Genomic DNA, 14,291 nt, shown 5'->3' with positions numbered 1-14,291 from the left:
CACGTTCGGTAGCGTCATCTCTCGTGGCGAAACCGAAGAAGCTGGCATCTGCTCTCTCCAAGCGTGGCCCGCACAAGGTGCTCCGAGGCAACCTTGCCCTGGCCGGACAACCTGGCGTCGTCTACACACCGGCCGAGGGCTTCGGCCTGCCCGGCGTGGCCTTCGCACACGGCTGGATGCTTCGCCCCGACCATTACACCGACACACTGAAGCACTTGGCGTCCTGGGGAATCGTCGTTGCGGCGCCGGACACCGAGCGAGGCCTCGTACCCTCGCACCGCGGACTCGCGGCCGACCTCGGCACTGTGCTGGACGTCATGACCGGCGTACGGCTGGGACCGGGCAACATCAGCGTGCATCCCGAGAAACTCGCCACTGCAGGCCACGCGATGGGTGCCGGGACCGCAGTACTCGCTGCCTCCTCGCGATCGGACATCAAGGCCGTCGCCGCACTGTTTCCCGCCCCGACGGCACCGTCATCCGAGGACGCCGCCGCAGGACTGGACGTGCCCGGGCTCGTCGTCGGAGACAACTCGAATGCCGATTCGCTCACCGATAATTCTCTGGCTCTCGCCCAGGCCTGGCACGGCCCATCAGTCCTGCGTCGCGTCGACGGCTCGACCGCGGACGGATTCGTCGAAGGCAGGCGGCTCCTCGGCGCCTTGGGCATCAACAAGCCCGATCGCAAGACCCAGCAGCGCACCCGAGCGGTGCTCACCGCATTTCTGCTCTTCCACCTGACGGGAGACTCCGACTACGAGGAGCTGGCCGGGACGGCAGGTGAGATCGACGGGACCAGAGCCGTCGATCCGCACGCACCGCTCGACGCCCAGCCCAAGCCCAAGGCCTCCGCGTCGATCAAGGCCCTGCTCGGTCGAGGCTGATTCTGCTCTACGTCGCCCTACGTCAGACCAGCCAGGATCGGGGCCGTTCCTCCGGCTCGGTGACGACGTGCGGTACAGGCTTTCTCCGGTCCAGGTGAGCGGGCTGCAACACCGAGCCTCGACCGGGCTCCTCTTCCGACTGCGAATCGTCCGACTGCGCGGCCGAGTCCGAGTCACGTCGGCCCGACACCGGCGCTGCAACCTGAGCCTGCCTCATGGCCACGGCCGCACGCGCCATGGCCTGCCGGTGCTCATCGCGTATCCGATGCAGCTCGCGCCGCCACACGCTCTCCACTGTCACAGTGTCCCGGCCTCACTCAGGCCGGCACCGGAGCGCGAAACGGGTGCTTCGACACCAGGACCCGGGCGATCTGCCGACATCGGATGCTGCTCTGCAGACGGATCATGTCCGGCCGCTTCCTCGTCCGAACTCTGACGGGCGGCCGACTCGTCCACGGGTGATTCCAGCACGGGTGATTCAGGCACGGGTGATTCAGGCACGGGCGATTCAGGCACGAGCGATTCCGGCACGCACGGCGGCTGCGCATCGTCCGGAATCGCGTCGTCCGGAATCGCGTCGGTCGACTCACCGCTCGGTGTTGGCTCGGTGGGTGGCGGTTCCGGTGCTGGTGCCGGCTCGGCCGACACAGGTGTCGGTGGCGGCGCAGGCTCGGCCGGCGCAGGTGGCGGTGGGGGTGGCGGCTCGGCCGGCAGCACAGGTCCCGACGCGGTCATCGACGGCTCGGGTGCGTCCACACTTTGTGCGGCACCGGGTGTCTCGACGATCTCGGGTAGGCCGGACGGTCCGATTCTCAACTCGAACAAGCGTGTTCCGAGCCCAGGGGTGTCGAGCCGGAGCGTTACCGCACCATCGTGTTCGAGCGCGATCCGGGCGCTGTGCCCATCGAGCTCGGCTTCGAGATGGCCGCGCTCGCCGGTGGCCCCGGCTGCCGGTGGGACGGCCGGTGACGACTGCTCCGACTGCTCCGACGGCACCGACTCACTCGGCGGAACAGCGGGATCATCCTGCACCGCTGATCCGCCCGGAAGTTCTGCCGGGGACGGACCCGCGTCGTCGTCGGCACTGTCTTTGTAGGTACTGCGGTCATCGGTACGGCGGTCATCGGTACTGCGGTCATCGGTACTGCGGTCATCGGTACTGCGGTCATCGGCGCTGCGGTCGCCAGCACCCGCGTTGTCCGGGACCGCACCACCCAGGGCTTCGTCCACTCGCTCCACGATTTCCGCGACCACGCGATCCACGAGTCCGGAGAGTTCACCGGGCCGGACGCCGGATGCGTCGTCGGTGTTACGTGGACCGAGCGAGTCGATACCTCCCGCAGCCACGGGCCCGTCGGAATTTCGCTCCGCGATTATCGGTGCCGGAATGGCTGCCGCAGCCGTAGAACCCGATGCCACTGCCGGGGACGTCGCCGGGGACGTTGTCGGCGGGCAGTCGGATACCGCCCACGGTTCGGCAGCCGCTGCGCTGGGCGTGATTGCCCACCTGTCCTCGTCGAGATCGCCGAACGGCGGGTTGTGCACGCTGCGCACGACGTCGACCATCAACGCCAGGATCTCTCGCACGGCCGTGTCCGTCGCCGTGCACGCGTCGAGCACAGCGTCGCAGGTGGCCTTCATACTCGGGAGGAACTGGTCGCGGATCCAGTTCCTGCATCGCTCACCCACTCGAGCTGCGAACTCGTCCGATACGTCTCCACCGCGAGCCTGCTGCGCCAGGTCCCCGAAGGCCGGTGCCAGCCGAGGAAACACCGACTCGCGATCGATGGGAACACACTCGATTCCCGACGCGAGCAGAATCGCGTCGATTTCGTCGACGGTTCGACCCTCCACGGCATGGATGTCGAGTGCGCCGAACAGTTCGGCCTTGTCGGTGACGGCGTCGCGAAGAACATCGACGGCAGCCGACATCGACTGGTGGCAGTCCTCGACCGTTGCCAGGAACTCGGACGCTGCGACCTGGTCGGCCGAGAGATAGGTCTGCACGGCGTCGCCTGCCTCGCCGTGCCATCGGATCTGCAGAACTCTGCGCAGCTGAATGTGTTCTTCGAGATGATCGCGAAGTACCGCACACAACGCTTCCACTGCATCGGCATCGTCGCCGAGCGCGCCGAGGTTCAACCCACGCTGTTCTTCGTACCTCGCGCGCACCTGCTCGTACTCCGGAAAACCCTCGCCACCCGGCACCCGCGCAACGAGTGGCAGGAATCGCTCGAAGTGCAGTAGCCCGGTCGCGTACGCATCCAGGATCTCGTCGATAGACGAATCCTGACTCAGCGAAGCGGGAAGTGGAGTCATCGACGCAACTCGAGTGCGTGTGACGCAGCGTCGTCCTGACGTTCGTAGTCGTTCATCGCAGAGGTGAGGGCAACGGCGACGTCCTCGACCGAGGACTTCCACGCTGCCACGGCTCGGCCCAGGCCCAGGTGAGCTTGCGTGTATGCAGCACCGAGATCGCGGTAGTTCCGACCGGCCGCGGACGTACCGAAGGTCGCGTCTGCCACCGTGTCGACCGCCGCGCCGAGGGCGTCGGCCGATGCAGTCAGCGCATCTGCAACTCCGCGTACGCGGACCACATCCACCGACAATCCCTCGCTCATACGTCTTGCCTTCCCCTCGATGTGCCCCTTTCTCACTATGACGTGCGCCGACGAACATCGGTTCCGCAGGGAGCGGTAACGTCGCGATGTGAAATGTCAGTAACAGGTACCTGAAGTAGCTGCGCCAGCTGCTCACCGAACGAGGAGTCCTATGCACATCGGAACGATGCTGAACTACAGCGATGGCTTCAACGAGACCGTTGCCGAGGTCGCCGAGCTCGAGAAGGCAGGCCTCGACATCATCTTCGTGCCCGAGGCCTACTCGTTCGACGCCGTCAGCCAACTCGGATTCCTCGCCGCCAAGACGAGCACGATCAAGATCGCGTCCGGCATCTTCCAGATCTACACCAGGACACCGTCACTGACCGCCATGACCGCCGCAGGCCTCGACTACGTCTCGCAGGGCCGCTTCGTACTCGGGCTCGGCGCTTCGGGGCCGCAGGTCGTCGAGGGCTTCCACGGCGTCAAGTACGACGCACCGATCGCCAGAACCCGTGAGGTCATCGAGATCTGCCGCCAGGTCTGGCGACGCGAGAAGGTGCAGTACCAGGGCAAGCACTACCAGATTCCGCTGCCGGCCGACAAGGGAACCGGCCTCGGCAAGCCGCTCAAGCTGATCAATCACCCTGTGCGCGATCGGATTCCGGTTGTCATTGCCGCCCTGGGACCCAAGAACGTCGAGCTCACCGCCGAGATCGCCGAGGGGTGGCAGCCGATCTTCTACTTCCCCGAGAAGGCAGCCGACGTCTGGGGTGAATCTCTCGCCGCAGGCAAGGCGAAGCGTGATCCGTCGCTCGGCGAGCTCCAGGTGTACGCCAGCCCCACCCTGGCCATCGGCGAGGACGCAGAGAAGTACCTACCCTGGGTCAAGCCACATCTCGCGCTCTACATCGGCGGCATGGGAGCCAAGGGCAAGAACTTCTACAACTCCCTGGCCCAGCGATACGGCTACGAGGCCGAAGCCGAGAAGATCCAGGACCTGTACCTGGCCGGCAAGAAAGAAGAGGCGGCTGCCGCAGTGCCCGACGAGCTGGCTCGCGCGGTCAACCTGATCGGCCCGGAAAGCTACGTCAAAGAGCGGGTCGCTGCCTTCGCCGAGGCGGGTGTCACCACTCTCAACGTCGCACCGCTGGCCGAGAACACGGCGGGACGCGTCGCGCAGCTGACCGCGCTGCGCGAGCTCACCGCCTGAGACGTCAGACCGACGCGACCCGGCCCGCCAACTCTTCGGCGAGCCGGGTCGCGACGTCGATTTCGGACGCTTCGACCATCACTCGCACCAACTGCTCGGTGCCGCTGGGGCGCAACAGAACTCGGCCCGATTCGCCGAGCTCGCGCTCGGCCTCGGCCACCGCGTCCGACACCGACGGTGCCGACGCCACTGCCGCTTTGTCCGATACCTGCACGTTGATCAGCACCTGCGGCAGGGTCCGCATCGCCGACGCCAGGTTCGCGAGGGTGCTGCCCGTCTGCGCCATCCGTTCCATCAATCGCAGCGCGGTCGCGATGCCGTCGCCCGTCGAGCCGACTGCCGGAAGCACCACGTGGCCACTCTGCTCGCCGCCCAGCGCGAATCCACCACGGCGCAACTCCTCGAGAACGTAGCGATCTCCGACTGCAGTGGTGCGCAACGTGATTTCGGCTCGGCGCATCGCGATGTGCAGGCCGAGATTGCTCATGACCGTCGCGACCAACGTGTTGTCGGTCAGAGTCCCGGCCTCGCTCATCGCAATGGCCAACACGGCCATGATCGCGTCGCCGTCGACCACCGCACCGGACGCATCGACAGCGAGGCAACGATCGGCATCGCCGTCGTGTGCGATACCCAGGTCGGCCCCGCGCTCGACGACGGCCTTCTGCAGGCCGTCCAAGTGCGTCGAACCGCACCCGTCGTTGATGTTGAGGCCGTCGGGCTCGGCGTTGATCGCCACGACCGTCGCCCCGGCGAGACGATAGATCTCGGGTCCGACGACCGACGCTGCACCGTGCGAACAATCCACCACGACGGTGACACCGTCGAGTCGGTGCGACAGCGATGCAACCAGGTGCGCGGTATACGACTCGGCTGCGTGGGGCGCATCGTCGACGCGACCGATTGCCGCACCCGTGGCGTTCACGGTCTCACCCGCGTGGCCGTCCGCGCTGAGCAGCGCCTCGATGCGGTCTTCCATGTCGTCGTCGAGCTTGTGTCCGCCCGCAGCAAAAATCTTGATTCCGTTATCGGGCATCGCGTTGTGCGACGCCGAGATCATCACCCCGAGCGCCGCGCCGTAATCGGCGGTCAGCCAGGCGATGGCCGGTGTGGGCAGCACTCCGACGTCGATCACGTCGACACCCGAGGCGGTGAGTCCGGCCGATACGGCAGCACTCAGCATTGCTCCGCTGATCCGGGGGTCACGCCCGACGACTGCAACACGCCTGCCGCCGTCGATGTTCGGTGCCAACACGGTGGCCGCTGCTCTCGCGATCTGCAACGCCAGCTCTGCGGTCAGAACCCCGCCTGCCAGCCCGCGAACCCCGTCGGTGCCGAACAATCGCGCCATGAACCAAGAACTCCTTCGAGCGGAGACAGTGTGATGAGAAATGCCTCGAGGGCAGGCATCCGATACTGATGGAGACCTGCCCTCGAGGATGGAACGGGTGAGACGCGTCAGCGCTTGGAGTACTGCGACGCCTTACGGGCCTTCTTCAGGCCGTACTTCTTGCGCTCGACCGCACGCGCGTCACGCGTGAGGTAGCCGGCGGCCTTGAGCGCCGGGCGATCATCGGGGGTGAGCTCGATGAGCGCACGCGAGATGGCCAGACGTAATGCGCCTGCCTGTCCCGACGGTCCGCCACCGTGCAGCAGAGCGACGATGTCGAAGGACTCCGCACGATCGACGAGCACGAGGGGAGCCTTGATCAGCTGCTGGTGCACCTTGTTGGGGAAGTAATCCTCGAGGGTGCGGCCGTTGAGCTTGAATCCACCGCTGCCCGAGGACATCCGAACGCGAGCGACGGCTTCCTTACGGCGACCGACGGTCTGGATCGGGCGGTCGAACACGATGGGGGCCGGAGCAGCTGCAGCGGCCTCGATGTCCGCGGTCACCTCGGGCTCTTCGACGGACACGAACTCGTCGGCGGCGATCTCTTCGATGTTCTCCTGCGACGTCACGTCATTTCCCTCCGGCGCCGTCACTGGGACACCTGCTTGATCTCGAACGGAACGGGCTGCTGAGCGGCGTGCGGGTGGTTGGGGCCCGCGTAGACCTTCAGCTTGCTCGCGATGGCATTACCGAGCTTGTTCTTGGGGATCATGCCGACAACGGCCTTCTCCACGAGACGATCGGGGTTGTTCTCGAGCACCTGGCGGGTCGAGCGCGACTTCAGACCGCCCGGGTGGCCGGAGTGGTGGTGGTGAAACTTGCCGTCGAGCTTGTTGCCACTGATGGCAACCTTCTCGGCGTTGATGATGACGACGAAGTCGCCACCGTCGACGTTGGGTGCGTAGGTGGGCTTGTGCTTACCGCGGAGCAGAGTCGCGGCCTGGACGGCGAGCCGTCCGAGCACGACGTCCGTGGCGTCGATCACATGCCACGTCCGGGTGGTATCCCCGGCCTTCGGGGCGTAAGTAGACACAGAAAATTCCTGTCTTCATGATGTCGCTGCTGGCCAAGACGAGTGGATGCCCTCGGCGGCCAGTTGAGACCCGAGGACAAGAGCTCGCTACGCATCGGAATGCGGCGAGCCCATACACGCCATCGAGAGACGATACCGGCAGCGGTCCCCCAGGTCAAAGAGGTCTCAGCGCAGACGCACGCACTGCACGCACCGGCGGGCAGCCGGAAGCGCCTCGAGCCTGATCGCCGGGATGTCGGTGCCACACCTGTCGCAGACACCGTAAGTACCACCGGCGAGCCGCGAATCCGCGGCGTCGATCTCGCGAATCTCGGACTCGGCGTCGTCGATCAGAGCCGCAATCTTCGCGCGCTCGAAGGCGATCGTCGACCCTTCGGGATCGTGTTCGTCGTCGTCGATGGTCCACCGCGACCCTTCGATCACCGACTCCAGCTCGTCCCGCAGGGACGCGAGTCGATGCTCGCAACGAGTCCGCTCGGCTTCGAGCGCCGCCCCGAAATCAGTCATCTTCCCAGTAGACCCCGCCGAGGGCTCGGATGCCGTCGAACGGCATCTGCCCCGACCGATTCCCGGTCGGGGCAGACACAGTCCGTGAACGACGTCAGCGAGCCATTCGCGCCTTGTTGGCCATCTCGACGCCGTGCATGGTCTCGCCGCCGGTGCGGGCGGCCGCGACGATGCTCGACAGGATGAGATTGAGCTCGTCGGATGCGGAATTCCACTGGCGCTGCAACTCGTAGTAGGACGTCATCGCGTCACCCTCCCACGATTGGTAGAGCCGCTTCGCAGTGCTGTCCACGTCCCCGAGGAGGTCCTTGGTCACGTTCGCCTGCTTGTTCATCGCCTCGGTCAACGCCGCGATCTGCGCGAAGTCGTATTTCATGTCGGATCAGTCTCCTAGGGTCGAGCTCGGTCGTGTGGTCTGTCTCGTGGTCACCGGGTACAAGAAATCACTTGAAGGAGGACAGGCCCGAGTTCAAGGACCCGGCCACCTGATTGACGGCCGACACGTTGTCGTCGTCGGCGTCGGAGTAGCCATGGCCGTTGGTCTTGATGTCCGCGGAGATCTGTTCCAGCGCGCTGCGCATCTTCTGCGCGCTGGTGTCCCACTGCACCATGACGTCTTGAAACGACTTGCCCGCCTTGCCGACCCAGGCTTCGGCAGTCTGTTCGACGATGGAGCGAACCGCCGAATTGGAGGCGTTGATCGAGACGCTCAGCCCCTCGATCGTGGCTCCGGCAGCGAGGAGCTCCTGCGGTGTGACTGTGACGCCGTTCGACGAACCCGTAGATTCCGGTCCCCCTGGATATCCCACTTCGACTCCTTGTACTCGTTACTCGAATCACGCACGCCCGCGGCGCACGTGCTGTTCGACCGAGAGCCCTCGGTCGGCGTTCTCACTCCCCTACACCTCCTTGGACGCAGCACCCCCTCGGTTCGGTTCCGGGTGCACCCGAAAAACCTGAGGTCACTTCTCATGTCGCCGGGACGATCTCGAGAGTCTGCGTGGCCTGGTCGCATTCGGCGTCGATCACGGCAGGATCGTCGCCCTCGAACTGGCAACCGATACTGACCTGCAGGTCGGATTCGACGAAAACACGCCACAGCACCGTCGATTCGTCGATGGGCGTCTCGGTGTACGCGATCCCCACCCGGCCATCGAAGTCGCGGACGGGTTCGAGCGACCCGACAGTGGAGTCCGGACCACGTGCATCGACTGCCGAACGGAGCTCGGCGGCCACCTGTTCCTGCGTCGCACCCGGTGTCAGGTCTGCCACCGTGACGACGATGCGTCGGTCGGGAGGTGTCGGCGGTATCAACACCATTCGGTCCGGATCGTCCAACCTCGTCCAGGTAGCAGGCAGACGCATCGAGGCACGCCCCGACACGAACGTCGCCGTCCGGACCGGCGGGGGCTCACTCGTCGACGTCGCCGCCGACGGTGCATCCACGGCAGTGACCGACGTACTGCTGCTCGTGGCCACGATCGGCGAAAACGGCTGCGCTGCTGCGGTATCGACTCTCTCGCGCGGCGCGGAGACGAAATAGACCGCAGCACATACCGATACGACGGTGGCGACGGCTCCGACCACGACGGCGACCCGCGAGGAAGCGCGATGACGGCGACGGGGCGGCGGCACAGTGACGTCCTCGAGCCAGGCCGCCGATCGAGTCGCTGTCGCTCGGGCGGACGGTGCCGGGTCGAGATCGGCCCCGGCCCGCCGATACAGCGACCTGGCGACATCGAGTCCGGTCAGCCAGCTCGCACTGCGGCCGGCGACGGGGTCGGCTCCACCGTTCGCAGAAGCGACCACGAACACCTCGTCCGGGCAGTTCGGGACCGACGCACGAACGTAGTCACCGACACCGCGTCGCCAGGCATCGTCATCGCTCGAGCCGAAGGGGACGACGGCACCGGTGTCACCTCCGTGCGCCCCCGGCGCATCGACTACGAGCACGGACGTATCGAGGGCACCCACTTCGACGACGACCGCAGCGGACGGCGCACGTTCGCCGGAGGACGCGACCGCCGCCTCGGCCGTCTCCACGAGCACCACCTCGCTGGCCGAATCCGCGAACGTTGCGCGGAGGAAACTCGTCCGCTCGTCACCCCAGATCGACGGGTACGCGATTTCGAGGACGTCCAGTCGCTCGCGCACCCCCGCGCTCTGCAGCGCCGACCACACGGTCCCGTGCAGCACCTCGCTTCGGTGCCACACCGAGTTTCCCACCGCGATGTACGGGTCGTCGATGCACAGCAGCGGTGGAATCTCTCCTGCTGTGTCGGATCGACCGAACACGAGGCGGCCACCCTCGACCGTGGCCAATGCCGAGCCGACGCCTTCTCGCGGTCCCTCGAGTGGACCGCTCGTCGCGACGACCGAGATCTCGCTGTATCCCAGATGCACTGCGGCATAACGCCACGAATCGATCAACTGGAATGTCCGAGCTGAACGAGAGCCTGGCCGGAGCGGTTGACGAGTACGCCGCGTCCGGCAGGCATGGGACTGGGCCGTACGGTCCCGACCAGGTTCCCCTCGTCGCGGCTTCCGCTCATCACCAACCCCGGTGTCACCAGGTCGCGCAGCCGTCCGATGACCGGGTCGAACAATGCTCGGCCTGCGCCGCCCGAGCGCCGCGCCACGATGACGTGCAACCCGATGTCCCGCGCGTGTGGAAGGTGTTCGACCAGCGGTGCCAAGGGGTTTCCCGACGACGTTGCCACCAAGTCGTAGTCGTCGACGACGACGAACACCTCGGGACCGTCCCACCAGGACCGGTCGCGAAGCTGCTGCTGAGTCACGTCGGCACCGGGCATTCGATCGCTCATACGACCGGCGAGGTCGACGATCATGCCCGTCAGAGCTGTCTGCGACGCCGCATAACCGGCAAGATGCTCCGAATCGACCGCGCCGAGCAAAGTGCGGCGATAGTCCGCGACGATGATCTTGACTCGATCGGACGGATTGGCCGACGCGAGAGATCGACACATCCCGCGCAGCAACGACGTCTTTCCGCACTCGCTGTCGCCGAACACCACGAAGTGCGCATTTTCTGCGAAATCGACCACCACCGGTGCCAACTCGGTTTCGTCGATGCCGATGGGAACTCCGAGTTCGGGAGTGCCAGCACGAGTTCGAGGCCACGTATCACCGAGCTGCGCGAGAACCGCGGACCTGTCGAGCAGCTCCGGGAGCATCCGAACCGGCGGCGCGGGGGTGCCCGTCGACGCAGCGGCGATCGCAGCGACCGACTCCCCGACAGCGCGGGAAAGATCGTCGACGGAAGCGTTCCGGTCCACGCGAGGTAGCGCTATCGACATGTGCAGACCTTCTCTGGTCATACCTCGGCCGGGCCGGCCCTCCGGCACGGTCGCAGCCTTCGCGCGGCCCATGTCCGAATCCGACGGATCGCCCAGTCGCAATTCCACACGGGTACCGATCAGATCCTTCGTCGCCGGTCGGACTTCGGCCCATCGCGACGCCGTGAGAATCACGTGCAGACCGAAGGCAAGCCCCTGGGCTGCCAAGGTGGCGATCGACTGCTCCAGGCTTTCGAAGTCCGATCTGATGGACGGCCATCCGTCGATGACGAGGAAGACGTCACCGTATCGGTCGTCGGCATCGACGGGTTGCGTCACGCGTCGACGCCGAAACTCCGCCATCGAGTCGATTCCACGTTCACGGAAAGTTCTCTCCCGCTGCCGCACCACGCCCGCGACCTCGGCCACGGTTCGCCGAACCCGATCGACGTCCAGCCTGTTTGCAACCGATCCGACGTGGGGCAGACCGGCGAGACCGGCGAGAGTTCCGCCGCCGAAATCCAGGCAGTAGAACTGGACCTGCGCGGGTGAATGCGTCATGGCCAGCGCCAGGATCAACGTTCGAAGTGCCGTCGACTTACCCGACTGCGGGGCTCCGACGATAGCGACGTGGCCGGCGGCACCGGCGAGATCGACGGTCAACAGATCGCGGCGCTGATCGAAAGGCCGGTCGATGATTCCGATGGGGGCACGCAGGGTCGTACGCGGATCGGTCCGCTCGGTCAGGACCGACTCGGGGAGCAGCTCGGTCAATGTGGGCGCGGTGTCCAACGGCGGCAACCACACTTCGTGGGCCGGCATCCCCCGACCGCGAATTCGTCCGACGACCACATCGAGCACCGTCGCACCGGTGTTCTCGGCCTCGACCGAATCTGCTTCGACCACTGGAGTCTCGGTGGCCTCGATGCGGCCGACATCGACACGATCGAGTGGTACTGCATAGGCGGTGAAGGGCCTGGGTCCGATGTCGACTCCTACCGCGGCACGCACGCCGGGATTCGAGCGCGGCGGTTCGTAGGGACCGGAGACATAGGCTGCAGCGAAACGGACGATTTCGGCAGAATCGCACTTGAGGTAGCCCGCACCGGGTTGCGCCGGGAGATGGTAGGCATCGGGGACTCCCAGTACCGAGCGAGACTCGTTCGCAGAGAACGTCTTCAAGCCGATTCGGTACGAGAGATGGCTGTCCAACCCGCGCAGTTTGCCCTCCTCGAGACGCTGGCTGGCCAGGAGCAGGTGCATGTGCAACGACCGCCCGAGTCTGCCGATCGCCACGAACAACTCCGCGAATTCGGGCTGCTGACTGAGCAACTCGGAGAACTCGTCGACCACCACGAACAACGCGGGCGTCGGTGCAAGGTTCGCACCCGCGGCGCGTGCCTTCTCGTAGTCCGAGACGTTCGCGAAGTTTCCGGCCGACCGCAACAATTCTTGACGACGGTTCATCTCGCCGGCCAACGCGTCGCGCATTCGGTCCACCAACGCAAGATCTTCCGAAAGATTGGTGATGACCGCAGCAACGTGCGGTGCGGATTCCAGGCCGGCGAACGTCGCACCGCCCTTGAAGTCGACGAGCACCAAGTTCAGTTGCTCGGGCGAGTGCGTGGCAACCAGCCCGAGCACGAGTGTGCGCAGGAACTCCGATTTTCCGGAACCTGTTGCACCGATGCACAATCCGTGCGGACCCATCCCGTTCTCGGCCGATTCCTTCAGATCGATCTCCACCGCGCGACCGTCGGGTGCGACGCCGATCGGTATCCGTAACCTGTCGCGGCCGCGCCGCATCGTCCAGGCCCTATCGGTATCGAGGGCACCGACTTCGGCAATCCCGACCAGACTGTTCCATCCGGATGCTCGAACCCCGTCGTCGTCCACGACATCGACCACCGACGATGCGGACGGCGCGCGAAACGGTGACAGTCGTCGGGCTACGGCGTCCGCTTGGGTGGTACTCATCGAATCCGCGACGGCGAACACTTCGACAGCGTTCCCGCTCACCGCACCGATCGATCCGTTCTCGGCGAACAACTGGAGACCGCGCGATGCAGCGAGTCTGGGGCACAGACCGGACAGGTCGACGATCGTGACCGAATCGAGGCCCGTGTCGGTGAGGTCGGTGGACCTGTTGTCCAGAAGTCCGCCGTCCACCACGATCACCAATTGAACGACACCGGCGACCGGAACTGCGCCGCGCGCGAAGCGATTTCGTAAGGCGAGCACATCGCCCAGCGCACTTTCGAGTTCGAGAAAGCTTCCGAAGATCATCCGAGCCGACCCGGCACCGTCACGCAGGGCGTCGTGCTGAGTGTGCGGCAGCCACTTGGTCCACTCCCAGCGATCCACTGTGTCCGGTCCGCAGACGATCGCGACAGCAACGTGGTCCGGGCCGTGAAAGCTGCACAACGACGCCAACATTGCCCGCACCATCGCGCGGGCACATTCGCGATCGCCTGCTATCGACAGCGCAGCGAATCCCCTCAGCGACACCGCCGTCGGCAGCGCGGACACCACCGAATGAGCACGCACGAAGCGGCGCAACGACACCGCAGACACCGGTTCGAGCTCTTCCACAGGCCCTGTCTCCGGCGGGACTAGACGGGTGGCCAGCCTCTGATCACCGCGACCGACCCGCACATGCGCGAAGTCGGGATCCGACAGTCGCCGCTCCCACATTCGCTCCGTTCCGGCGACCGACCACAGGGTCTCGGGAGCCGGGTGACTCCACTCGAGGGCTCTGCGCTGTGCACGCTCCGTCTCGGCGACATCGCGGCGCAATTGATCGAGGTAGCGCAGGTAGTCCTTACGGTCCTCGTTCGCCTCGGCGGTTCGTGCTCCACCGGACTTGCCGCCACCCGCCAACATCCCCACCATCGACATCAGCATCATGGCCGGGAACATCAACATCATGGGGTTGGCCGCTGCACCCGAGGTGAACATCAGCGCGACCATGCCGACCATCGCCGCAACCATCACCAGTGGCATCAACTTCATCAGGAGGTTGCCCGGTATTGCGCGCGGAATCTCCGGTGGTGGCTGCAAGTTCACCTCGCCGCCCGGCGACCGGGGAACTTCCCTGCGCGCGCCACGAACGAAACGCACGGTACTCATCGATCCGCCCCCACGGCTGCGCCCCCACAACTGCACTCGCTGCGACCTCCCCCCGAGGCCGCGTGGACGACAGGTTAGCCCATCGAGGACCAGCGGTCCACGCACGCGCACCGCGTATGCACGACCCCGCTCCGCACCCGGGACCGAGCTGAGCATCGACGCCACGAGAAATAGAACACCGCTCGAAGCCGTTACACATCAGAGCGGCTTCACTTGCTGCGTGCTCGACGAACGAA

The 14,291-nt window shown here is 65.7% G+C and carries 13 protein-coding genes; 2 read left to right on the top strand and 11 right to left on the bottom strand.

Going from position 1 to position 14,291, the window contains the following annotated elements; all coding sequences use genetic code 11:
* The first annotated feature begins 23 nt into the window (after positions 1-23).
* Positions 24-884: a dienelactone hydrolase family protein gene (locus ACIGGF_RS14885; protein ID WP_397522033.1), complete on the top strand. Its 861-nt coding sequence runs from the start codon at positions 24-26 to the stop codon at positions 882-884.
* Positions 885-906: 22 nt separating this feature from the next.
* On the opposite strand, the gene ACIGGF_RS14880 is transcribed toward ACIGGF_RS14885, so the two are convergent.
* Genes ACIGGF_RS14880 through ACIGGF_RS14870 form a run of 3 tightly spaced genes read right to left on the bottom strand, consistent with a single transcriptional unit; the run spans position 907 to position 3,505 of the window.
* Entirely contained in the window at positions 907-1,179 is a 273-nt protein-coding gene (locus ACIGGF_RS14880; RefSeq protein WP_397522032.1) for a hypothetical protein, read from the bottom strand.
* Positions 1,180-1,181: 2 nt separating this feature from the next.
* The gene (locus tag ACIGGF_RS14875; RefSeq protein ID WP_397522031.1) at positions 1,182-3,203 is read right to left on the bottom strand and encodes a hypothetical protein; all 2,022 of its coding nucleotides are present in this window, start codon (positions 3,201-3,203) and stop codon (positions 1,182-1,184) included.
* Positions 3,200-3,505, bottom strand: coding sequence for a type VII secretion target (locus ACIGGF_RS14870; protein ID WP_397522030.1), 306 nt, complete (start codon positions 3,503-3,505; stop codon positions 3,200-3,202). Before ACIGGF_RS14870 ends, ACIGGF_RS14875 begins: the two co-directional genes overlap by 4 nt.
* Before the next feature lie 151 nt (positions 3,506-3,656).
* Here ACIGGF_RS14870 and ACIGGF_RS14865 point away from each other — a divergent pair, with 151 nt between their 5' ends.
* Positions 3,657-4,697 carry an LLM class F420-dependent oxidoreductase gene (locus ACIGGF_RS14865; protein ID WP_397522029.1) on the top strand — a complete coding sequence of 347 codons (1,041 nt, stop codon included), beginning with the start codon at positions 3,657-3,659 and terminating at the stop codon, positions 4,695-4,697.
* Positions 4,698-4,701: 4 nt separating this feature from the next.
* On the opposite strand, the gene glmM is transcribed toward ACIGGF_RS14865, so the two are convergent.
* From glmM to eccCa, 8 genes are all read right to left on the bottom strand, one after another.
* Positions 4,702-6,048: a phosphoglucosamine mutase gene (glmM, locus tag ACIGGF_RS14860; RefSeq protein WP_397522028.1), complete on the bottom strand. Its 1,347-nt coding sequence runs from the start codon at positions 6,046-6,048 to the stop codon at positions 4,702-4,704.
* A gap of 107 nt (positions 6,049-6,155) precedes the next feature.
* Positions 6,156-6,683 (bottom strand): 30S ribosomal protein S9, encoded by a 528-nt coding sequence (gene rpsI / locus ACIGGF_RS14855; RefSeq protein ID WP_397522027.1) that lies wholly within the window; start codon positions 6,681-6,683, stop codon positions 6,156-6,158.
* Positions 6,680-7,123 (bottom strand): 50S ribosomal protein L13, encoded by a 444-nt coding sequence (gene rplM / locus ACIGGF_RS14850; protein WP_027496344.1) that lies wholly within the window; start codon positions 7,121-7,123, stop codon positions 6,680-6,682. Before rplM ends, rpsI begins: the two co-directional genes overlap by 4 nt.
* 165 nt (positions 7,124-7,288) lie before the next feature.
* The gene (locus ACIGGF_RS14845; protein ID WP_397522026.1) at positions 7,289-7,630 is read right to left on the bottom strand and encodes a TraR/DksA C4-type zinc finger protein; all 342 of its coding nucleotides are present in this window, start codon (positions 7,628-7,630) and stop codon (positions 7,289-7,291) included.
* Positions 7,631-7,724: 94 nt separating this feature from the next.
* Positions 7,725-8,006: a WXG100 family type VII secretion target gene (locus tag ACIGGF_RS14840; protein ID WP_397522025.1), complete on the bottom strand. Its 282-nt coding sequence runs from the start codon at positions 8,004-8,006 to the stop codon at positions 7,725-7,727.
* 67 nt (positions 8,007-8,073) lie between these two features.
* Positions 8,074-8,439, bottom strand: coding sequence for a WXG100 family type VII secretion target (locus ACIGGF_RS14835; RefSeq protein ID WP_397522024.1), 366 nt, complete (start codon positions 8,437-8,439; stop codon positions 8,074-8,076).
* A gap of 160 nt (positions 8,440-8,599) precedes the next feature.
* Complete coding sequence (locus tag ACIGGF_RS14830) at positions 8,600-10,060, bottom strand: type VII secretion-associated protein (protein WP_397522023.1); 1,461 nt, start codon at positions 10,058-10,060, stop codon at positions 8,600-8,602.
* A complete protein-coding gene (eccCa, locus tag ACIGGF_RS14825) occupies positions 10,057-14,055 on the bottom strand; it encodes a type VII secretion protein EccCa (RefSeq protein WP_397522022.1) in 3,999 nt (1,332 codons plus the stop codon). The genes ACIGGF_RS14830 and eccCa overlap by 4 nt, the downstream gene beginning before the upstream one ends.
* Positions 14,056-14,291: the final 236 nt, after the last annotated feature.

This window comes from Rhodococcus sp. NPDC078407 (assembly GCF_044542515.1).
Lineage (GTDB): Bacteria > Actinomycetota > Actinomycetes > Mycobacteriales > Mycobacteriaceae > Rhodococcoides.
The sequence above is the reverse complement of the archived record's forward strand: the minus strand, read 5'-3'. Positions and strand labels throughout refer to the sequence as shown.